Origin of the sequence: Arsenicibacter rosenii, from assembly GCF_001870735.1 — a bacterium.
In the GTDB taxonomy this organism is placed as follows: domain Bacteria; phylum Bacteroidota; class Bacteroidia; order Cytophagales; family Spirosomataceae; genus Arsenicibacter; species Arsenicibacter rosenii.
This window is the reverse complement of sequence record NZ_MORL01000002.1, coordinates 518,954-540,310: the sequence shown is the minus strand read 5'-3', so window position 1 is coordinate 540,310 and position 21,357 is coordinate 518,954. Positions and strand designations below refer to the sequence as shown.

Annotated in this window: 17 protein-coding genes and 1 riboswitch; of the genes, 10 read left to right on the top strand and 7 right to left on the bottom strand. The window is 52.6% G+C overall.

The features are described 5' to 3' along the window. Positions 1 to 348: 348 nt before the first annotated feature. Positions 349 to 1,434 carry a fatty acid desaturase family protein gene (locus tag BLX24_RS06175; protein WP_071502198.1) on the top strand — a complete coding sequence of 362 codons (1,086 nt, stop codon included), beginning with the start codon at positions 349 to 351 and terminating at the stop codon, positions 1,432 to 1,434. Between the two features lie 62 nt (positions 1,435 to 1,496). Here the strand turns inward: BLX24_RS06175 and BLX24_RS06170 are convergent, their stop codons facing one another. Genes BLX24_RS06170 through BLX24_RS06155 form a run of 4 tightly spaced genes read right to left on the bottom strand, consistent with a single transcriptional unit; the run spans position 1,497 to position 10,321 of the window. Further along, a complete protein-coding gene (locus BLX24_RS06170; protein ID WP_229201714.1) occupies positions 1,497 to 3,908 on the bottom strand; it encodes a hypothetical protein in 2,412 nt (803 codons plus the stop codon). Positions 3,909 to 3,930: 22 nt separating this feature from the next. Continuing rightward, positions 3,931 to 5,604 carry a SusD/RagB family nutrient-binding outer membrane lipoprotein gene (locus BLX24_RS06165; protein ID WP_071502197.1) on the bottom strand — a complete coding sequence of 558 codons (1,674 nt, stop codon included), beginning with the start codon at positions 5,602 to 5,604 and terminating at the stop codon, positions 3,931 to 3,933. Between the two features lie 12 nt (positions 5,605 to 5,616). Continuing rightward, complete coding sequence (locus BLX24_RS06160) at positions 5,617 to 9,279, bottom strand: SusC/RagA family TonB-linked outer membrane protein (RefSeq protein ID WP_083421824.1); 3,663 nt, start codon at positions 9,277 to 9,279, stop codon at positions 5,617 to 5,619. A 37-nt stretch (positions 9,280 to 9,316) separates the two neighbouring features. Continuing rightward, the gene (locus BLX24_RS06155) at positions 9,317 to 10,321 is read right to left on the bottom strand and encodes a FecR family protein (protein ID WP_143092578.1); all 1,005 of its coding nucleotides are present in this window, start codon (positions 10,319 to 10,321) and stop codon (positions 9,317 to 9,319) included. Between the two features lie 151 nt (positions 10,322 to 10,472). Here BLX24_RS06155 and BLX24_RS06150 point away from each other — a divergent pair, with 151 nt between their 5' ends. From BLX24_RS06150 to BLX24_RS06130, 5 genes are all read left to right on the top strand, one after another. Next, complete coding sequence (locus BLX24_RS06150) at positions 10,473 to 11,030, top strand: RNA polymerase sigma factor (RefSeq protein ID WP_071502195.1); 558 nt, start codon at positions 10,473 to 10,475, stop codon at positions 11,028 to 11,030. Between the two features lie 73 nt (positions 11,031 to 11,103). Then, the gene (locus tag BLX24_RS06145) at positions 11,104 to 11,373 is read left to right on the top strand and encodes an ArsR/SmtB family transcription factor (protein ID WP_071502194.1); all 270 of its coding nucleotides are present in this window, start codon (positions 11,104 to 11,106) and stop codon (positions 11,371 to 11,373) included. Positions 11,374 to 11,467: 94 nt separating this feature from the next. Beyond that, positions 11,468 to 12,559 (top strand): alkene reductase, encoded by a 1,092-nt coding sequence (locus BLX24_RS06140; protein WP_071502193.1) that lies wholly within the window; start codon positions 11,468 to 11,470, stop codon positions 12,557 to 12,559. A gap of 134 nt (positions 12,560 to 12,693) precedes the next feature. After that, on the top strand, positions 12,694 to 13,416 hold the full coding sequence (locus BLX24_RS06135; RefSeq protein ID WP_071502192.1) for a hypothetical protein: 723 nt from the start codon (positions 12,694 to 12,696) through the stop codon (positions 13,414 to 13,416). Between the two features lie 105 nt (positions 13,417 to 13,521). Next, positions 13,522 to 13,854: a hypothetical protein gene (locus BLX24_RS06130; protein WP_071502191.1), complete on the top strand. Its 333-nt coding sequence runs from the start codon at positions 13,522 to 13,524 to the stop codon at positions 13,852 to 13,854. A gap of 277 nt (positions 13,855 to 14,131) precedes the next feature. On the opposite strand, the gene BLX24_RS06125 is transcribed toward BLX24_RS06130, so the two are convergent. From BLX24_RS06125 to BLX24_RS06120, 3 genes are all read right to left on the bottom strand, one after another. Continuing rightward, positions 14,132 to 14,500, bottom strand: coding sequence for a hypothetical protein (locus tag BLX24_RS06125; protein ID WP_071502190.1), 369 nt, complete (start codon positions 14,498 to 14,500; stop codon positions 14,132 to 14,134). A 49-nt stretch (positions 14,501 to 14,549) separates the two neighbouring features. Next, positions 14,550 to 14,720: a hypothetical protein gene (locus tag BLX24_RS32610; protein ID WP_177225785.1), complete on the bottom strand. Its 171-nt coding sequence runs from the start codon at positions 14,718 to 14,720 to the stop codon at positions 14,550 to 14,552. A gap of 98 nt (positions 14,721 to 14,818) precedes the next feature. Beyond that, entirely contained in the window at positions 14,819 to 15,271 is a 453-nt protein-coding gene (locus tag BLX24_RS06120) for a cold-shock protein (RefSeq protein WP_071502189.1), read from the bottom strand. 276 nt (positions 15,272 to 15,547) lie between these two features. Here BLX24_RS06120 and BLX24_RS31610 point away from each other — a divergent pair, with 276 nt between their 5' ends. From BLX24_RS31610 to BLX24_RS06100, 4 genes are all read left to right on the top strand, one after another. Continuing rightward, a complete protein-coding gene (locus BLX24_RS31610) occupies positions 15,548 to 15,739 on the top strand; it encodes a cold-shock protein (protein ID WP_083421823.1) in 192 nt (63 codons plus the stop codon). Positions 15,740 to 15,914: 175 nt separating this feature from the next. Next, on the top strand, positions 15,915 to 16,904 hold the full coding sequence (locus tag BLX24_RS06110) for an aldo/keto reductase (protein WP_071502187.1): 990 nt from the start codon (positions 15,915 to 15,917) through the stop codon (positions 16,902 to 16,904). A 116-nt stretch (positions 16,905 to 17,020) separates the two neighbouring features. Further along, positions 17,021 to 18,577, top strand: coding sequence for a S10 family peptidase (locus tag BLX24_RS06105; protein ID WP_071502186.1), 1,557 nt, complete (start codon positions 17,021 to 17,023; stop codon positions 18,575 to 18,577). A gap of 135 nt (positions 18,578 to 18,712) precedes the next feature. Further along, positions 18,713 to 18,810, top strand: a riboswitch (TPP riboswitch). 159 nt (positions 18,811 to 18,969) lie between these two features. Beyond that, positions 18,970 to 21,351: a TonB-dependent receptor gene (locus BLX24_RS06100; RefSeq protein WP_071502185.1), complete on the top strand. Its 2,382-nt coding sequence runs from the start codon at positions 18,970 to 18,972 to the stop codon at positions 21,349 to 21,351. Positions 21,352 to 21,357 lie beyond the last annotated feature (6 nt).

Sequence of the window (21,357 nt, the reverse complement as noted above, 5' to 3'; positions counted from 1 at the left end):
AGAAGGAGAAGTAGTCGGTTGTTACCTGTGATTTACCAAAAGTACACTATTTAGCGTGCACGAACCAATAAAGCGGATGTATTTTATCAGGAGGGCTGAAAGGTGTGCCTGAAACAAGGCTCGCTAGAGGAATATTTGCTATTTACCGATAATGGGAATACTTATTCTGAATTTTATCTTATTTTTGAAATAAATCAGCATATTTTACAATCAGGTAATATACATTTATCACTGATTTGTACGTTATTATTATATCATTGCCGTTTCAGTTTGCGTAAGTAGCCTCATCCGTTACTGGTGAGCAAAACGGACTTACCTTACTTGTACTTAACCTTTCTTTACGGCAATATGTCAAACGCTCCCCTAAACGTCAAATTCCTTAACCGCGAAAAGTCCGGCTTTTTTTCGGTGCTCAGAAACCGGGTTGATGCTCATTTTCAGCAGCATACACTCGCCAAAACCGGTGGACAGCCTATGGTGCTGAAAGCAGTGTTTATGCTTTGTCTTTACCTGATTCCATATGGTCTGATTCTGAGTAACCAGCTTAGCGCACCGGTCATGCTCTTGTGCACGGTCATCATGGGTTTTGGGATTGCCGGTGTAGGCATGGCTGTGATGCACGACGCCAACCACGGATCTTTTTCGGAAAATAACCGCCTGAATCAGTTATTCAGTGCCAGCCTGTTTTTGCTTGGGGGGAATGTCTATAACTGGCGGATTCAGCATAACCTGAATCATCATACCTATACCAATATCGATCAGCTGGATGAAGACATTACCGGCAAGCCGTTTCTGCGGCTGTCGACCTGCCAGCGTTATCAGTTCTTTCATCGCTATCAGCATCTGTACGCGTTTCTGCTGTATACGATGATGACACTTTCTTTTCTGGTGAAAGACATCCGGCAGGTGCGGACGTACCGGAAGCAATCCACATCGAAGCATAACAAGCCGTTTCCGCTCAATGAAGTGCTGATTCTGATCGCCGGCAAATTGTTTTACATCGCCTTCGTCTGTGTATTGCCGCTTTGGCTGACCAACATCACATTCGGGCAGTGGCTGATCGGCTATCTGGTTATGAATGCCATTGCCGGCCTGATTCTCAGCCTGGTCTTTCAGGTGGCCCACCTCGTTGAAGGCATCGACGAACCCGTGCTGAACCAGCAGGGCTGTATCGAAAACGCCTGGGCCATTCATCAGTTGGAGAGCACCGCCAACTTTAAAAGTTCAAAAGCATTTTCGTGGTTTATCGGCGGTCTCGACCACCAGATCGAGCATCACCTGTTCCCGACCATCAGCCACGTCCATTACCCCGCTATCGCTCCGATCGTGAAGGCCACAGCTGAACAATTCGGACTGACCTATCACCAGAAACCATCGTTTCTCGGCGCAATTTATGCACACACGCGTATGCTGAAGCAGCTCGGCAGCCGGTAGTCATACAAACACAAAAACGGAGAGGATCATGCACCATAGTCGTGTATGATCCTCTCCGTTTATTAGTTGACCCGGATCAGCGATAGTTCCGCGAGCTGTAGGCCCCGTTCACCGGCTTTACAGTTCCATTCAAATATGACTTTCCCGTTTTTAATGGCCCCCGCCGGAAGGTCAAACTCGTATTCGGGCCGGAGACCGGCTTTGATGTAATCGTGTATCAGGATATTATCAGCGGTTTTCATCCGGATAGTTGATTTAAACCGCCCTGTGTACACCACCCGCACCTTATAAACAGCCCCGGGATCCAGCTGATCGCAGGCAATGCGTAAAACGTTTTCATACAGTACCTCAATCTGCGTATGCCACGCTTTGGGCACAACCGGAACCGGCGTCGTCACTCCCGGAAACGCCTCATAATAGTCTTTTCCGGGCAACCCTACCGTATAGCTGACGCGGGGCGACTGCAGGCTGCCGGGGTCTTTTTCCCGGCTCAGCCTACCCAGCACACGCGCTCTGCTCAGCGGACTCAAAAAGTGGTCATACGTGCCGCCCTTGCCCGGGTAGGTCCTGTTCAGTAAGGCGTCCAGTACCTTTGCCGCTCCTGCCTCATCCATATCTGCCGTCTTCTTGAGCTCATGAACGAGCCAGGGCGCATCATTCAGCGGATAATCCAGATTATCGATAAAATTTCCCCGCCCGGGCATCGCCCCATGTCTGGCTACGGTCAGCTGGGCGCCGATGCTGCGGTAAAGCGAGTCGGCGAGCGCTAGGCATCTGGCTTTCAACGGCGCGGCTACCGGCTCCTCCCAGGCTTTCCGGAGCATGGCAAGCGCCTGTTGCGCCCGGCTTTTTGCGCTCCCCGCCGAACTGGTCAAGGCGGCATAAGCCTGCCGCTCGAGGCCGGCTTCGTAGAGACTCCGTTCGCGGATATAGGCATCAAAATAGGCCCGGATCAATCCCATCTGAAACCGCGGATTGGCCCGTAAAGACGGGGAAGCCGTGCGCTCCATGGCCTGCCAGCGCTGTAATGTGCGGTCAATATGCGCTGCGGCTAAAACGGGGCCTTTTACGTTCTGCTCCAGGGCGGCCAGGGCTAAGGCACCTTCATCGGCCAGATCAGCGCCCAGAAACAAGCGGCTGTAGTCTTTCAGGGTTTCCCGTACGTCGGTGGCCGGATTCCAGTCCTGATCGCTCCAGATAAACTTGTTAACGTCGTCGTTGGTCCCTTCCGAATAACTGATGCTGCCAATGCAATAGGGGGCCACGGCATTGTGGAACAGTTTTTCATCGGTTGGCCGCGGGTTGATGGCCTCACGCCCCAGTGTCATCGCCCAGGCCGGATCCCAGTCGGGCTCAGGATACTGGCAGGCAATCGAATGGGTAATATCCGGATAATTACGGATCGGGATCGAGGGCTTCACGATTTTACGGATTTGTTCAACGGGCACTTTCACCCACGGGCCGAACACAATACCGCCCAGCCATGGATAACCGCTGTTGACATGCCTGAAAAAAGCATCAAACCACGCCTTCTCCGGTTTAAACGATTGGGGCGACACCCAGATTTTTGCCTTGGGGTGGTGCTTTTTCAACACCCCGGCTACTTTCCCGAGCCACGTAAACAGCTCATCCGGTTCGAGTTCGCCGGGATCACCGCCGGGCACAAAAATGGCGTCAAGCTTAGGGACGTTCCGGAAGACCTCTTCCCGCACCAGCAATTCCCGGCTGACTTTCGCGGGGTCCGAAAACCCCTTACCGATGTTCGGGTACCACATCCAGCAATCCAGCCCGTATTTGATGCAGATCCGGGACTGTGCTGCGACCATTTCCATGGCAGGTAACTTCATGTGGCGGCTCGTCGAGTCGTCGTCTGTGCCCGAAGGCATAATTTCGATGCTGTTAGCTCCGAAAAGCGCCAGTTCGCGGATGTACTGATCAAACCCCGCCACTGTAAAGGCATCATACGAGTTGGTTTTGGGCCGATACCCGAGCTGATGGCCTCTGACCATGTATTTCGGACTCGATGACAGATGCAGCGTCCCGGCAAGGACGATTCTGCCGCTGGTCATCTCAGCTTTCCGCAGCAGACGGCCGATCCCGTACAGCAACCCACGGGCATCCTTCCCCTCGATGACCACCACATCATTGCCCTGCGTCACAATCCGGAACCCCTCAGCAGATGGTTTCGGCAGCGCATCGAGGGCCTTCCGGAGCGGTGCCGGTAGCTGAAGCCGGGTGGTTTCGAGCACCAGAAACACCGTTGGTCCGGCGTGGTTGTCAATACGTACCGACACCGGAAGCCAGATACCGGTCCGGCGGGCCACCTCCTCCCGCAACACATGGATACTTTGGGTGGTAAGCGGGTCATCTCCGGCTACATTACAGATACCGGCACGGGAAAGGTCTACCCGTGCCAGCACCTCACTGACAGTAAAAAAGATACTGAAAAACAATACGGCAGCGATAATTCTCATTACGGGTTCCGGCTTAACTGATTTAATTCCAGGGCTTACCTGTGCCCTGTATCACCCACATTTTGGCATACGGGTGGTCCTTGCTCTGACCGGCGGGAATATAATTGGTAGCCCCCAACCGCTCAACCGCAGCATTATAGTTGGTCAGGTACGACGGATCCTGATTCGGGACCGGATACATATACCGGACCGGTAAGGCCTTGCCATACTGCGCGACTTCGCCTGCCTTCAGGGCCGGGTAACCCGTTCTCCGCCAGTCGAACCATGACTGAATCCCGAACCATGATGACAGCCATTTCTGTTCCATGATCCGCTCCTGCTTGTTGGCAGCTGCGGTATAGGCCACTGCTGTCTGCGCATAGTATTTTTCAAAATCGTACGAAACCGTAAACACTCCCGCCTTCTCCATCGACGCGCGGATGGCTTTTTTATAGTGCCCTTCGGCATCGGTAGCCCCGAAATTGCCCGCCAGCGCAGCTTCGGCCAGGATAAATTCGACTTCGCTGTAGGTTATCAGGTTCATCGGTACATACGCGTCGGTATTCTTCCGGTAGCGCTCGTGCAGAAACGAAATATACGGATTCCGCTCGTTGTTGTAGGCCGTAGCATCGTTGCCCTTGTTGTAAGAAATAGCCTGCGTAATCGGCAACCCGATTGGCAACCCGACATACAGCGACGTGTCGGCGCTGGCCGTCGTGGCGGGCACATAGACCACCGAATAGCTTTCGCCATACATATTTTTAACCGCCACGGTGGTTTCTTTGGTCACTTTCGTATCCCATTTCCGCAGTACCGGCTGTATCCACCGCGACAGACGCGGATCGTTAAGGGCAATCAGTTTGTCCACAAACGGTTTTCCGGGCTTCAGCAGGTAATTGGGATTCGGGGAATTGAGCGGTCCGCCTGCGGCCGAATTATCGGCACTGATTCCCGGAAAAAGCATGGATGCGTCGTCGGCATTGCTGGTAAAGGCATCGGCAGCGGCCTCTGTAAATTCGGTCTGCAGGTTGACATCCAGGGCCGACATCTCCGCACGCTTATCGGCCAGCCGCAGGGCATACCGCAACCGGAGGGAGTTGGCAAACTTCCGCCATTTGGCCCCGTCTCCTTTGTAAAGAATGTCTGAAGTAGCGTTTACGGCATCCTTCGCCTCCAGACTGTTCAGCAAGGTAACGGCCTGTTTCAGGTCAGTCATGACACCCTTGTACACCGCCGACTGCTCATCATATTTTGGAAAAAAGGTCCCCGATGCGGCATTCAGGGCCTGTGAATACGGAATATTACCGTACAGATCCGTCAGCAGCCCGTAGACCAGCGCCCGCATAGTCAGGGCAATTCCCTGAAAAAGCCGGTTATTTTCCTTCACCCCTTTTTCGTAGATCAGCTGATTATTCCGGAGAATATCGTAGTACGTATCCCAACTCTCCTGCGTCCAGGCATACTGGTTGATGACAGCTGCGCCTTCGTTGGTGCCTGCCTGCATGTATTGCATAGCGGCCCCGATTTTAGACCCGTCCCGCCCCAGACTGAAAAAAGCTTTCCCTGTATTCGACAGGACGTAGGTCATGATATAGTTGGACGATACCGCTTCGGGGCTATTGGGGTTCTTATCAATCTGCGTCAGATCCTGGCACGAAAAAAGCAGACAGCCGGTCAGAAAAACAGAAGCCAGTGATTTTATTCCTGTGAATGTCATGAGTGTCAGTGGTTAAATATCTACATTGAGTTTGAAACCCAGCGAACCCGTCATCGGCATAACGTTATAATATTCAACGCCTTGCGACCAGCTGGTTCCGGTTGGCCGGAATGCCCGTTCGGGGTCAAGCCCCTTAATGCCGTGCTGTGTCCAGGTATACAGGTTATTGCCGACGATGGAGAACGAGGCGTTCTGCACCTTCAGGCGGCTGGTAATGCTTTTGGGCAGGATATAGGTAATGGCGATTTCCCGCAGTTTGACATACGTTGCGCTATAGAGGTTACGGTCGGGGAAAGGCCGGTTAGCATAGCGATAGGCACTGAACGGATCAATCCATTTACTGCCGGCACCGCCCAGATTTTCCACATAGACGGTATTACCGGCTGCATCCTTCGTAGCCAGCACGCCCGGATTCAGGCTCGCATCCTGTACGCGTTTCGATGCTTCGGCGCTTCCCTCAGGCCATGGGAGCCCGCCATACGCGGCATTGCGGCCCCCGATCCACTGCCCCAGATACCGCTCCGGATCGGCCTTGATCTGCTCGGCTAGGCTCCGCGACGGATCATAGGGTACACCCGACAGCGTTTCGTCCAGCATCCCGTTGTTGCCCAGAAACATCATGGTGTTGGAATAAAACTGCCCGCCCTGACGCCAGTCGATGTTTGCAAACAGACTGAACTGCTTATACCGGATCGTGGGCTGGATACCCATGATAAAGGTGTGGTTGAAGTTACCGATTTTCACCAGGTTATTCGGGTCGTTGTCGGTCTGATAAAGGCCGCCGCTGGTCACAATCGGATAACCGTAATACGGCGACGACTGATCTTTTACTTTCAGCATCGGGGCCATGAAAATATCACCGATCTGCCCGCCTTCATACGTCCGGATCTCGGCGCCGCTGTACGAGGTAAAGGAGAAATACCGGATTCCGTCGGCCAGTTTACGGATGTAGGTCCGGTTACGGGTCAGGGTAAAGTTCATATCCCACGAAAAATGTTCCGTTTTGACCGGAGTGGTCACGATACCAAGCTCAAACCCTTCACTTTCAACCAGACCGGCATTGATCTGCTTATTACTGGCCCCTGACTCAATCGGCGTGGTGATCGACAGCACCTGGTTTTTGTTGCCGCGCTTGTAGTAAGTGGCCTCCAGCCCGATCCGGTTTTTAAAGAACTTCATGTCGATCCCGATCTCGTGCGAGGTCGAAATTTCCGGTTTCAGGTCCGGATTCCGGAGCACGCCTCCCATATACATCCGCTTGGCGCTCCCCCAGTCGAGGGCCGTACTGTAGGTTTGCGAACGGCTATAAGGCTCTACATCATTGCCGACCTGGGCAAAGCCCGCCCTGACTTTGGCAAACGTAATCCAGTGCGGCATCCGCACCAGCTCCGACGCCAGTACACTCAGCGAAGCCGAGGGATAGAAGTACGAGTTATTGCCTTTTTTCAGCGTACTGGTCCAGTCATTCCGGGCCGTCAGGTCCAGATACACCATGTCGCGGTAGCCCAGCGAGGCCGACCCGTAAACGCCGTAAAGCAGTTTCTGCGCCAGGGAACTGACCGGGTTAAACGTGCCGGGGGCTCCGTTGGCAATGGTATACAACCCGGGCACGACCAGTTCGGTGGTGGCATTGTAAAACGCGCGGTAATACTGGCTCAGCCGGTTACCACCGGCCATGGCATTCAGGCTCCAGTTATCGGTAAAGTTCTTTTTATACGTCAGCATCAGATCCAGGTTCTCTTCTTTCCGGTAGTCGTTAGAAATCGTGTAACCTCCTTTCAGTGCCTCAAAATTGCTGTAGGCCTTTTTGGCCTCAAAGATTTCATTGTAGGAATCACGGGCATATTTACCGGTCAGCATCAGGTCTTTACTGAGATCGTAATCGAGCTGAATCTTCGCTACTGTCCGGTCACGGCTGAAGCCTGTTGTGTTCTCGTGTACCAGAAAAAACGGATTGTTCTGCTTGTCTTTGTATTTCCGCTGGGCAATTCCCTCCTGCCCCGGCAGCCAGTAATCCCGCAAATCATTGATGTTGACCTGCGAGCCGATTTCGTAAATACTCCGGACAGGATCATTCCGGCTGGCATCAATCATCGGCCGGTTATCCGAACCCGACTGCGTAACGTTCAGGCTGACCGACGTACGGAAGTGATCGGTAATGTTATAGGCCGAGTTCAGCGTAATCGTAAACCGGGACAAATCCGTGTTCGGGATAATGCCGGTGTTTTTCATGTTTCCCGCCGACAGACGGAAATTACCCTTTTCGTAATTCCCGTTGACCGACACGTTGTTGGTATTGGTAAAACCCGTCCGGAAGAAATCCTTAAAGCGGTTCGGGTACGACACCAGGGGAACTTTCTGGCCGTTGCTGTTCCATTGCACCCACATTTCGCCGGCATCCAGCTGCGCTCCCCAGCTTTCGTTTTCTGCCTCTTCCAATACATGGGCACCGGTTTTACCCGACCCGAATTTGTTCTGAACCTGTACATACTGGATCGGCTTGTCCATCACCAGCGCGGTATTGAATGATACGCCCAGGCCTTTTTTCGCCCCTGCTCCCGACTTGGTTGTAATCAGGACCACACCGCTGCCGGCCCGTGAGCCGTAAAGGGCTGCGGCGCTCGGGCCTTTCAGCACCGAAATAGTAGCAATATCGTTGGGATTAATGTCTGAGATAGGGTTACCCATATCGGCTCCCGAAAATGAATTCGTCAGCTTATTAGCTACCGGTACACCGTCAATGACAAACAGCGGCTGGTTGTCGCTGTTCAGGGAATTGGCGCCCCGGATAATCATGCTGACCGACGAGCCAACCCCGCCACCCATCTGCGAAATCTGCACCCCGGCCACTTTTCCCGACAGTGTATTAAGCACATTATTCTGCGGTGTCTGGGTAAGCGCCGCCCCCTCGACGTTGCCGACCGAATAGCCCAGTGAACGTTTTTCCCGCTTGATACCAAGAGCGGTCACCACAGCTTCATTCAGCATGGCCACGCTTTCTTCCATCGCTACCAGAACAGAGGTTTGTCCGCCTATCGGCACTTCCGTTGTCTGATACCCGATAAAGGAGAACACCAGGACGGCATTCGCCGACGGCACCTCCATCCGGAATGAACCGTCTGTTCCTGTTACCGTACCCGTTTGGGTACCTTTCAGGATGATATTTACCCCCGGCAACGGCGTCCCGCCGGCTTTGGCCGTAACCTTACCCGTAATAACGTTATCTACTATACGTTTACCGGCCGTAGTAGCCCCCGCAGGCGGGTCTGTCAGGGTCTCAGCCAGCATAGCCGACGGCTGCAACGGATCGGGCATCAGCCCCGTCGTTTTCTTCACCGGCGTCAGAACATACAGGTTACCCGACAGTTTTTCATAACGCAGATGCAGCGACGACGCAATAAAAGCCAGTTCCTGCTCAAGCGTAGAAAAAGTCTGCGTGCCGTACTCAATAACTTTGTTGTCAATCGTCCGGCGGTCGTACGAAAACGAGACCTTATACCGCGTCTGCAATTCCAGCAGCCTTACTTTCAATGACTTTGCTTCTGTCTGATAGCGCTCCGGCGTACTGCCGGATTGCCGGGACGCCAATAACTGGCCCGGCGACGGATGCGCCAGACAACATAGCAGCAGGTAACAGAACCGGCATGCCAGTACTCGGATGGAAAGGTTTTTCATATACAGGTAAAGGAAAGGATTTAGTATACTCGTCTGCTTACGGCTGACCGGCTTTCACGAACTTCAGCCCGCCCTCCGTCCGTACCACCTGACCGGGATACGTCTTTTCGAGGGCATTAATGAGCAAGGCCGGATCGTCGGCCGGAAATACGCCGTTAAACTCACCCAACCCCGCGCCTTCGCCGATGTCTACGTTGAGGTTAAACCGCTCGCGGAGCACTTGCTGCAAGACGGCGGCATCTGCATTCTCAAAGACAATGCTACCCTGTTGCCAGGCGGCATAGTTTTTCACATTTATGGCTGACCTGGCCAGCCGGCCCGACTGCCGGGAATATTCGATCAGCTCTCCGGGCTGCATAATCAGTTTGCCGGCCTTATCACCGGCCACCGATAGCTCAACCCTTCCCGACTCGAGCGCTACGGCGGTTTGCTGCGGACCGTTCTTTACATTAAACCGCGTGCCGAGGACCACGACATCCACCTCCCCCGAATGAACAATGAATTTTCGGTGGCCCGTCAGATGCTTTACATCAAAAAAGGCCTCTCCCTCCAGCCACACCTCGCGGTCAGCAGTTTCGCCGGCTTCCATACCGGCTACCTTTATACCAGCCCCTTTATTGAGGGTCACTGTTGTACCATCGGCTAGTATAATGTCTGTCCGTTTGTCATCCGCTACATAGCTGTGGTGTGGCTGGTTGTATTGCCCGGCCCGGAACACCCCGAACCCTATCAGGATTAGACAGGCAGCCAGCTGCCACGCCCTCCTGTACGACATCCGGAATACGGGCCGGGGCTGCTGCGCCTTCTCCCATTCACCGATCCGGTGCCTGAGGCGCTGCATCGACTGATCAATCTGCCGGTCACTAACCTGCCCGTATTCTTGCTGATGAATCAGATTCAGGAGTACGACCGCTTCGTCTGCGGCCGCCTTCAGATCAAGATCGTCACGGATCAGCTTGTCCCACTTGCTGACGCAGGCATCATCGGTCTGAAAATACCAGGCCAGAAACGTGTCGTCGGTGATTAACTGTTCAGGTTTCATAAAATTGAGTATCCTTACAGGAACCAGTACCCAAAACACTCACGGGATAATCATTTTTTTTCTTTTTTTTTTATTATTAAATTTTTTCCTGCCGCCAGTAGCCTGTTCGCATCCTGTACCGGTATATGCATAAATCCCCCTCTTCATACCCATGGAAGATAGTCAGCTATGGAACGATTTCCGGAATGCCGACCGGCGGGCATTTGAAGCCTTATTTACCAGATATTACCGGTCGCTCTACCATTACGGGCTGAAAACCATACCCAACGGACAACTGCTGGACGACTGTATTCAGGATCTGTTTTTTGAGCTTTGGACCAATAAGTCGGCCCCGGCAGAGGTAAGTTCAGTGAAAGGGTACTTATTTAAGGCACTGAAATACAAGCTGACCCGGGAAATCAGAAAAAGTGCGAAGTTCGACGATCTCGGTGATGAGTCTGAACACGGATTTGAGTTCAGCCACGAAAGCCGGTTAATTGAGCAACAAACGCTTTCGGATCAGCAGGAACGGCTGCAACATTTTATGAGTCAGCTCACCCGCCGCCAGCAGGAAGCCATCTACCTGCGCTTCTACAGCCAGCTGACGTATGACGAAATTGCCGAAATTATGTCCCTGACCTATCAGGCGGTGGTAAACCTGATTTACAAAGCCGTAAAATTTCTCAGGGAGCACCTGGTGCCCCTGTTGCTGCTTTTAATTATTTCGTGATCAGTGCCTGTGGCCTTCCGCATATTCGCAGCAGATCTGTTATTTTTGCAGAACAACCTTCGATTCACAACGCATGGACAATCGGGCCGTCGAAAAAGCAACCAATGCCATTTCGGATAAATACCGGCTCGGTATCCTGCAGGCATTGGCCCAAAAAGGGTGTATGACCAACACCGATGTACAGGAGCTCACCGGCCTGTCGCAACCGTGCGTTTCACACCACGTTAAACTCCTTACCGACAGTGGCCTTGTAGAAGCCAGAAAAGAAGGCCGTAACCTCCACCTCCGCCTCAATAAAGAAGCCCTCCATGAACTGACTACTTTCCTGAACGGCTTACTCTGATTTTTTTTCACGAAAAACATTCAAACTTTTAAATGTTTAGAAGTGTTACCCCTCCGGATATTTCCCCGATAACTCAATTAAACGACCGACAACCATGTCACAAACGATCTTTTCCCCAGCCCGGCTTGGAAACATTAGCCTGAGTAACCACCTTGTGATGGCCCCGATGACCCGTAACCGGGCGACTGCCGGTCATGACGTCACCGACATCATGGCAACCTACTACGCGCAGCGTGCATCGGCCGGCCTGCTGATAACGGAAGGAGTGGCACCGTCGCCGAACGGCAACGGTTATGCCCGGGTGCCGGGTTTATACACGCCGGAGCAGGTTGCAGGCTGGAAAAACGTTACGGATGCCGTACATGCGAAAGGCGGAAAAATCTTCGCCCAGCTCATGCACACAGGCCGTATCGGCCATCCGGCCAATATGCACGCTGGCGGCAAAGTGGTCGCTCCGTCAGCGATTGCCGCCGCCGGTGATATTTACACAGACACCGAAGGCATGCAGCCGCAGCCAACGCCCGAAGCCATGACGACCGAACAGGTACAGGCCACTGTGGCGGAGTTTGTGCAAGCCGCCCAAAATGCCGTCGAGGCCGGTTTCGACGGGGTTGAAATTCACGCTGCCAATGGGTACCTGGTGGAGCAGTTCATCCGGCCCACATCCAACACCCGCACAGACCAATACGGCGGCAGCACCGAAAACTTCGCCCGCTTTGCCCTCGAAATCGCACAGGCGACCGCCGAAAAAATCGGCCGGGACAAAGTCGGTATCCGGCTATCGCCATACGGTGTCTTCAACGACATGCCGTATTCTGCCGATTTCGATGTTATTTACGCCTATCTGGCTGAGCAGCTTAACCCGTTTGTTACTTACATTCACCTGGTCGATCATGCTTCTATGGGCGCACCGGCCGTTGATCAGTCTATTGTTGACACCATCCGCGCGGCGTATACAGGCACACTGATTCTGAGCGGCGGCTATGATCTGGCCCGCGCAGAAGCTACCCTTCAGGCAGGAAAAGCAGACCTCATTGCCTTCGGCCGCCCATTCATCGCAAACCCTGACCTTGTTGACCGGCTGAAAACCGGCGCGGCGCTGAACCAGCCTGATTTTGGTACATTCTATACTCCGGGCAGTAAAGGCTATATCGATTATCCAAGCCTCGAAGAAGTTGAGGCTTAAGCATTTGCTATCCGGTTGGCCGCAACAGCCAACCGGACATTTTTTTTGCAGAATGCTTGTCTTTTTATGTTTGCCTGTTAACTTTGCATTACAAAGTACTTTAAAAGTATCCAATAAAAGACTATCGGTCTCTTATGCCTATCTCGACAGCCCTCGACCAACTGCATGCATCTGTGAAGCAAAACCGGTGGTTCTGGTACTTTACGGTTTTTAACCGCATCGCACTGGCGGCTGGTTTTTTGCCATCGGGGTTTACCAAAATCATGGGCGAGCGATTTACGTCGCTCTCGGTTAACCACCCGATGGGGCATTATCTGGAAGCATTACACAAAACAGGATTCTATTATCCGTTTATCGGGGTATTGCAGATGACGGCTGCTTTTTTCCTGCTGATCCCACGGATGGCGACACTTGGCGCACTCATTTATTTCCCCATTATCCTCAACATCTTTGTTTTATCGGTAGCAGTCCGGTTCGACGGGTCCCTGCTGACGTCTCCGTTGATGGTACTGGCGAATTTGTATCTGTTATGCTGGGATTATGACAAGCTGAAGTATATTTTCCCTTTCAACCGGTTGCCGGAGCAGCCTGCACGGCCCATGCTTCCAGCCACCTTCCGCACGTTTCCGGTTCGCTTTTTTGCCGGTGTTGCCGCTACAGTGCTGTTAATTGCGTGCTTACTCCTGACCGGCTTTGATTTGAAACCGCGCAACCACACCCGGGATTGTCTCACTCAATGTGCCGGTAGTGACAACCCGCAGGCCTGTCAGGCCTTCTGCGACTGCATTCATCAGCAGGGTCGCTCCCTCGACGATTGTCTGGCCCGATACCATCAGGCCGGGCCTTCTAAACAATAAAATATGATTGCGGGGCAAATCCGGAAGCGCAGCCACATAAACTTTGAGAAGCAAAGTTCTTTTAATAGCTGATTAATTAACGTAAAATCATTAAACCAACTGAATATGTACCCTACAAATGCGTTCAGGCAGCTCAGCCGGCAATCAGTAATGATCCGGGCGTTAACCGGTGCGGGTATTGCCCTGGCCGTGATCAGTCTTTTTTTGTCGGGGGTAAAACACCCGCATCCGGAATGGGGCGCTTACTGGATGGCGAAGCCGTTGATTATTGTTCCGCTGGCCGGCGCAACCGGTGGAGCGTTTTCGGCCTTCCTGGATTTTTTTGCGCATCTGAACGGCTGGAACAAGCTGCCTGCCCGACTCATTAGTGGGCTGGTTTTTCTTTTTGGTTTATGGTTAGGTATTGTTCTGGGACTAAACGGCACGCTATGGCACTAAAAAAGAAAAACTAGACAGTCGCTTACGCAGCGACGTACCCTCTTTATTCTTCCGGAACGCTTTTAAAACGGGGCTTTTGCGTTCCGGAAGAATAAGGCCGACAAATCTGCCGGTCTATTATTGTTGATCATCCACCTGTTTAAACACAGCCAACACAGCCACAGGAACAAAAACGCCCGGATCGGCAGGGAGCCAATCCGGGCGTTTGTATGATGGATAGTTGACACCGTTCTCTTTGCCTGAAGCGCCTGATGAACGCCGGCATAAGCCCTGTGCCTTATTTCCGGCGTTCAGGCAGCGCAACGATTTCGGCGTTGATCCGACTGCCTTCCAGAATGTTTTTAGCAAACATAGAATGCCCTTTCGGAGCCATCAGAAAGAGTTTACCGCCGTTTATGATCGTCAATTGATGTAGCAGTTTCAGTTTCGCAGTCAGGTAATCCTTATCGCTGGTCTTCAGCATGACTTCAAAGTAGGTCCGTGCACCTGACTGTATTCCAGTAACATCCGGCACGAACGATTCGCCATCCTGCTGACGGCCATACCCTCCGGGCTTGCTGAAGCCCTCGGCATTTGCTTTGATATCAGTGTAGCCACGAATTCTGGCCCATTCAGCCACTTGCTGAATGTATTCCTGTTTGTTCATAGAGGATTTAATTATAATAATAGAACAAGCGCATGCTTATCAAGTCTGTTCAGTTGGCCGGCTTCCGGAATTGCGGGATCAGATCGAAACGCTTTGCGGCCTGCTCTTCCGTCAGATAAAGAATCGTTTTAGGCATATTGCGTACTAAATAAGGCATTTTACTGGCCTCAACAGCCTGATGAGCAGCCTTCTGACGTTCTTTTACAGTCAGCTTTTGCATAAGTTTCGTTTGGTTAAAACAGAGGAAATGTAAACACATGGTAAAAGGCTACACATCGCTCTGTAACCCCGACGGTAAGCACAAACCAATCTGCGTTATCAGCCGAGTTTACGCACCTCGACGGCACTCGGGCCTTTCGGGGTTGTCTCAATCTGAAAACTTACTTTATCCTGCTGGCGAATATCGTCAATAAGCCCGTTTTTATGAAAGAAGATACTTTGTTGCGATTGCGTATCTTTAATAAATCCGTACCCTTTTGTGTCGAGCCATGTCGTCACGACACCTTTCCGCTCGGCAACAGCCGCGGTTGCTTCCTGCCGGTCAACGCCGATGGAAATACTGCCGGCATCTACCGTTTTCTTGTTACGTGGGTCAGGAGGGGTTGTCGTCAGATTACCGTTTTCATCTACATACGCCAGCATCATATCCAGGCCCTGGCCTTTTGCGGCATTCGCTTTGCGCTCTTCTTTTTTCTGTTCTTTGTCCTGCCGTTTCTTATGTCTGGCTTTTTCTTTTTCTTTTTTTGAAAACGTTTCCTGCGATCTACCCATGAATACCCTGTTTTGTTAAAAAAATACTACACTGCTGTGCATAGCCAATGTGGCCCGCTCGGGTCGAAAACAGGTTACCGTGTTTCGACTGAAGCGGGCCACATTTATGGTACAACCAAACATTTTACGAATAAGTTGCGTTTAGGGTCAGCTATATGCAAAAATAGCTTACATAAATGACGGCCTTGACAATCAAATAAATAAAAATATAAATTCCTGCCCCAGGATTAGGAAATATCATTTATTGGTTCGTTATTTGCCGCAAACAATAAAAAAATGCAAGAAGGAACAGTTAAATTTTTCAATGAGACCAAAGGGTTTGGCTTCATTACCCCAGCTAACGGTGGCGCCGATATTTTTGTGCACGTTTCCGGTCTTATTGATGACATTCGTGAAAACGACAAAGTTAGCTTCAATGTTGAGCAAGGCAGAAAAGGCCTGAATGCAGTGAATGTAAAACGGGCTTAATTCTAAGATATAGCTAGTTAATGCAAAAAGCATGCTTTGTAAAGCATGCTTTTTTTGTGCCCTCTGCTGCCGGTATACCATACCAACGCCAGCCATTTTAAGGTCCGCCAACAACCATTCTATTAGCCTGTTATGTATATTCGGGGTTTAAACCGCATGTTTCTCATTCCTTTACATGGTTTTACCTAAACGATCCTTCCAGACTGAATTAATTTCTGAAATTGGCCTCGGCACCTGGCAGCTTGGCAGCGCCGACTGGGGCACGATTCCGGAAAACGACGCCTTCGCCATCCTGCAGGCCTATGCCGATCAGGGCGGAAATTTCATTGACACAGCCGACGTTTACGGCACGGGCATCAGCGAACGGACCATCGGGAAGTTCCTCAAACAAACATCGCTGCCTATGCTGGTCGCGACCAAGCTCGGCCGGCGGTCGGACAATGGCTTTGGCTGGCCCCGGAACTTTACCTACGACACCATGCGGCAGCAGGTAGAATCTTCGCTCGGTAATCTGCAGCTCGATCAGCTTTTTCTGGAACAACTGCACTGTATCCCGACCGAAGAACTGCAAAAGGGTGATGTGTTCGATCACCTCCGCCGGTTGCAGGACGAAAAACTAATCCGCCACTGGGGCGTGAGCGTCGAAACCGCCGAAGAAGCCATGATCTGCCTGCAACAGGACGGACTGGCCTCCCTGCAAATCATTTTTAACCTGTTCCGTCAGCATCTGAGCGACGAGTTTTTTGCGCTCGCGCAGGAAAAAGGCGTGTCCCTCATTGTGCGGGTGCCGCTTGCGAGCGGCTTGCTGTCGGGTAAGTTTACGCATCAGACGCAGTTTGCCCCCTCCGACCACCGCCACTACAATGCCAACGGCGAAAAATTCAACGTCGGCGAAACGTTCTCCGGTGTTGCCTTTGAGGATGGTGTAGTGTTGACGCAGGCCATCGCCGCACTCATGCCCGATGACCGGCTGGCGGCCTGGGCAATCCGCTGGATTCTGGACCACCCCGCCGTCACGACGGTGATTCCCGGCGCAACCAAAGTACCGCAGGTACAGACCAACGGCGAGGCCTCGCTCCTGCCCCCGCTCCCGGCCGAAACCCACGCCGCCCTGCGTATCCTGTACGACAATCAGATTAAACCCAAAATCAGAGGAAAATACTGATACTAAAGAGTGAAAGTGATAAAGAGTGAAAGAGCGAATGCCCGATCACTCATTCGCTCTTTCACTCTATCACTCATTCACTCTATCACTCATTCACTCTATCGCTCATTCACTCTATGAACAAACTACTACTTACTCTGGCTGGCGGCTGCCTGATGCTGACCAGCTTTGCTCAAAAGCCGGCAGCCCCCTCTGCGGAGGCACCTGCGCCCAAAACCGAAAAAGCCGGGGCGTCGGCCCGGACACTCAACCTTGATGCCCAGGTGGTCACTAAAGGCGAAGTAACGATCAAGGGCCAGAAAGTACCCTACAAAACTACGGCCGGTACCATTCCGGTATGGGACGAAGACGGGAAGGCCATTGCCGGTGTGTTTTTTACCTACTTTGAACGTTCGGACGTCAATGACCGCTCAACCCGCCCGCTGGTGATTTCGTTTAACGGGGGCCCCGGAACGGCCTCGGTCTGGATGATGATCGGTTATACCGGCCCGCGCATCCTGAAAATTGATGATGAAGGCTATCCGGTACAGCCTTATGGTATGCGCGACAACCCGAACTCGATTCTTGATGTGGCGGATATTGTGTATGTAGATCCCGTCAACACCGGCTTTTCGCGGACAGCCGGCAAGGACGTACCAACGGCAAAATTCTTTGGTGTGAATGCCGACATTAAGTACCTGGCCGACTGGATCAATACCTTCGTGAGCCGGTATAACCGCTGGGCATCTCCCAAATACCTGATCGGCGAAAGCTACGGGACAACGCGGGTGTCGGGGCTGGCCCTCGAATTACAGAACAGCCACTGGATGTATCTGAACGGGGTCATTCTGGTATCGCCGACCGATCTGGGCATCAAACGCGACGGACCGGCAAAATCGGCCCTGATGCTGCCTTACTATGCCGCCACCGCCTGGTATCATAAGGCGCTTCCGGCCGATCTTCAGAAAAAAGACCTGACCGACGTGTTGCCTGAAGTAGAGACGTTTACCGTTCAGGAATACCTGCCGGCACTAACGATGGGCGGCGCCCTGAGCGACCAGAAACGAAAGGAAATTACGGCGAAAGTCGCCCGGTACTCGGGTTTGTCGGATAAGGTGGTCAGCCAGCTGAATATGGATATTCCGGCCAGTTTTTTCTGGAAAGAGCTGCTGCGCGACCGTGGCTATACCGTTGGCCGTCTGGATTCCCGTTACCTAGGCATCGACAGCCGCGACGCGGGCATGGCTCCGGACTATAATGCCGAGTTAACCTCGTGGCTACACTCGTTTACTCCGGCCATTAACCAGTATATGCGTGAGGAGCTGAACTACAAAACCGACCTGAATTACTTTATGTTCGGGCCTGTCCGTCCGTGGAATAACGACGGCAATCAGACCGGCGAAAACCTGCGTCAGGCGATGGCGATGAACCCCTTCCTGCACGTACTGGTGCAATCGGGCTACTACGACGGGGCCTGCGATTATTTCAATGCCAAATACAACATGTGGCAGATCGACGCGGGTGGTAAACTGAAAGACCGGATCAGCTGGGAAGGCTACCGGAGCGGTCACATGATGTACCTGCGCAAGGAAGATCTGGCCACCAGCAACGAACACCTGCGCCAGTTTCTGAAGAAAACCGCCACGACCGGCACAAACCAGCCCCAGCCGGCTAAATATGGCGGCTCGAAATAACCGGCTAACTTCCTGACGCTTATCAGGGTTGCCGGTGGTAATGTTCGCTACCGGCAACCACCCGTATTAAATAACCGGTATCCACAACCAAGACCATCATCCGGAATTTGTAAAATTCCGTTATCTTTGTAGCTGCTAATCTTAAAGGGGTGCCTTAATACAACGGGCTGAGATTATACCCATCGAACCTGATCCGGGTAATGCCGGCGAAGGGAAAGTAGCTACGTTTCGACGTATTTTCATGCATTGTCTTGAATCAGAAGCAACGCTGAAACCGTCAGAAACGGGACGATGCTGATTCCATCGTTATCTGGTAGCACTGAATACATCCTGATTTTTCACTGAACGATAGGTACAGCCCCTATACCTGTTCGTTGCATTTTTCATAGTTAATGAAAAACACAACAACCTATCGTGTGTTTCTTGCCCTGTGGCTTGGCCTGTTTGCGCTGCCGGCATGGGCACAGTTTACCTTATCCGGAACCGTAAAGGACGCCGGGGGCGGAACCTTACCGGGCGCCGCCGTTGCCATTGAAGGAACCTTCAAGGGCGCTATCGCCGACGCCGGCGGAGCCTACAAGCTCACCAACCTGCCGAAGGGCACTTACCAGCTCCGGATTTCGCTTGTCGGGTACGAACCCGTTACCCAACCGGTCACAATCAGCCAGAATCAAAGCCTCAACGTATCGCTGGAAAAGAGCGTGGTTGCGGTCGATGAAGTGGTTGTGTCGGCTACCCGCGCCAACGAAAAGTCAGCCGTGGCGTATACCAACGTGACGCAGCGCGACATCCGCAAGCTGAATCTGGGCCAGGACCTGCCGATGATGCTCAACTTTACGCCATCGGTCGTGACGACCTCAGATGCCGGAGCCGGTGTCGGCTATACGGGCATTCGTATCCGTGGTTCTGATGCGACCCGCGTCAACGTAACGCTGAACGGGATTCCGTACAACGATGCCGAATCACAAGGAACATTCTGGGTGAACATGCCCGATTTTTCGTCGTCGGTCAGCAGCATTCAAATCCAGCGCGGGGTTGGCACCTCAACCAACGGGGCAGGTGCGTTCGGCGCTTCGCTGAATGTACAGACCAACCAGCTGAACCGCGAACCGCTGGCCGAAGTAAACCTGTCGGGTGGGTCCTTCAATACCCGTAAAGCCAATATTCTGGCCAGTTCGGGCTTGCTGAAAGGTGGCTTTGTGATGGATGCCCGCCTGTCGGCGATCAAGTCCGACGGCTACATCGACCGCGCCTTTTCTGACCTGAAATCGTTTTATGTGTCCGGCGGCTGGTACGGCAAGAAAAGCTTTGTCCGCCTGAACGTGTTCTCGGGAAAGGAGCAAACCTATCAGGCCTGGAACGGTGTACCGGAAGCGATTCTGGCGACCAACCGGCGGTATAACGAATACACCTACGACAACGAAACCGACAACTATCAGCAGGATCAGTATCAGCTCATTACCTCGCATGAACTGAGCCGCAGCTGGCGGCTGAATGTGTCGGCGTTTTATACCAAAGGCCGTGGTTATTACGAACAATACCGCGAGGGCGAGAAATTGTCGAAATACAGCTTGCCGAACGTGATCATCGGCCGCGACACCATCCGGACGACCGACATCATCCGCCGGCGGTGGCTTGACAATGACTTCTATGGCTCCGTATTCTCGCTCGACTACAACGGACGCGGGCGGCTCACGGCCAACTTCGGTGGTGGCTGGAACCAGTACAAAGGCAAACACTACGGCGAAATCATCTGGGCCCGCTTTGCCAGCACCAGCAACATCCGCCAGCGGTATTACGACGACGATGCAACAAAGACCGATTTTAACCTCTACGGCAAAGCTTTCTATCAACTGGCAACGCGGCTGAACGGCTTTGTCGACCTGCAGGTCCGGACGGTTAACTATTCGTTCCTGGGTTTCAACAGCCAGTTACAGAACGTGACGCAGGATGCCAGCCTGTCGTTTTTCAACCCGAAGGCCGGTCTGACCTATACCATCAACGACCAGAATACACTGTATGGGTCGTTTGGTGTCGGCAACAAGGAGCCGAACCGCGACGACTATACCCAAAGCACGCCGACCAGCCGGCCGAAACACGAAAGCCTGTATGACTGGGAAGCCGGGTTTAAGCGGCAGGCGCAGCGGTACGCCTTTACGGCCAATGCCTATTACATGAACTACCGCAACCAGCTGGTGCTGACGGGTCAGATCAACGATGTCGGGGCCTACAACCGTGTGAATGTACCGAACAGTTACCGTGCCGGTGTTGAACTGGAACTGGCCACGGTATTGTCGCGGCAATGGCGCTGGAATGTCAATGCTACGTTTAGCCAGAATAAAGTGAAGACCTTCACCGAGTACCTCGACAACTTCGATACCGGCGATCAGCGGGCAATCACGCATACGAACACCGATATTTCGTTCTCGCCATCGGTCATTGCCGGTTCGCAGTTCATGTATACGCCCGTCAAAAATCTGGAGCTGAGCCTGTTGACGAAGTATGTAGGGAAGCAGTACCTCGACAATACGCAGAACGAGAGCCGCAAGCTGAACCCGTATTTTGTGAACGATATCCGGCTGATTTACACCCTGAAACCGAAATTTGCCGATACGATTGAATTTACGCTCTTGCTCAACAACCTGTTCAGCGAGCTGTACGAGTCGAACGGCTATACGTATGCGTATATCAGCGAGGGTAAGGTGCAGGCCGATAACTGGTATTTCCCGCAGGCGACCCGCAATTTTCTGGCCGGTGTCCGGCTACGGTTCTAACAGAAA

Coding starts and splice junctions, on each gene's coding strand:
- BLX24_RS06120 (WP_071502189.1), bottom strand. CDS start 15,271: ATGGGTAGATCGCAGGAAACGTTTTCAAAAAAAGAAAAAGAAAAAGCC.
- BLX24_RS06170 (WP_229201714.1), bottom strand. CDS start 3,908: ATGAGAATTATCGCTGCCGTATTGTTTTTCAGTATCTTTTTTACTGTC.
- BLX24_RS06135 (WP_071502192.1), top strand. CDS start 12,694: ATGCCTATCTCGACAGCCCTCGACCAACTGCATGCATCTGTGAAGCAA.
- BLX24_RS06150 (WP_071502195.1), top strand. CDS start 10,473: ATGGAAGATAGTCAGCTATGGAACGATTTCCGGAATGCCGACCGGCGG.
- BLX24_RS06155 (WP_143092578.1), bottom strand. CDS start 10,321: ATGAAACCTGAACAGTTAATCACCGACGACACGTTTCTGGCCTGGTAT.
- BLX24_RS06160 (WP_083421824.1), bottom strand. CDS start 9,279: ATGAAAAACCTTTCCATCCGAGTACTGGCATGCCGGTTCTGTTACCTG.
- BLX24_RS06125 (WP_071502190.1), bottom strand. CDS start 14,500: ATGAACAAACAGGAATACATTCAGCAAGTGGCTGAATGGGCCAGAATT.
- BLX24_RS06165 (WP_071502197.1), bottom strand. CDS start 5,604: ATGACATTCACAGGAATAAAATCACTGGCTTCTGTTTTTCTGACCGGC.
- BLX24_RS31610 (WP_083421823.1), top strand. CDS start 15,548: ATGCAAGAAGGAACAGTTAAATTTTTCAATGAGACCAAAGGGTTTGGC.
- BLX24_RS06105 (WP_071502186.1), top strand. CDS start 17,021: ATGAACAAACTACTACTTACTCTGGCTGGCGGCTGCCTGATGCTGACC.
- BLX24_RS06140 (WP_071502193.1), top strand. CDS start 11,468: ATGTCACAAACGATCTTTTCCCCAGCCCGGCTTGGAAACATTAGCCTG.
- BLX24_RS06175 (WP_071502198.1), top strand. CDS start 349: ATGTCAAACGCTCCCCTAAACGTCAAATTCCTTAACCGCGAAAAGTCC.
- BLX24_RS06130 (WP_071502191.1), top strand. CDS start 13,522: ATGTACCCTACAAATGCGTTCAGGCAGCTCAGCCGGCAATCAGTAATG.
- BLX24_RS06145 (WP_071502194.1), top strand. CDS start 11,104: ATGGACAATCGGGCCGTCGAAAAAGCAACCAATGCCATTTCGGATAAA.
- BLX24_RS32610 (WP_177225785.1), bottom strand. CDS start 14,720: ATGCAAAAGCTGACTGTAAAAGAACGTCAGAAGGCTGCTCATCAGGCT.
- BLX24_RS06110 (WP_071502187.1), top strand. CDS start 15,915: ATGGTTTTACCTAAACGATCCTTCCAGACTGAATTAATTTCTGAAATT.
- BLX24_RS06100 (WP_071502185.1), top strand. CDS start 18,970: ATGAAAAACACAACAACCTATCGTGTGTTTCTTGCCCTGTGGCTTGGC.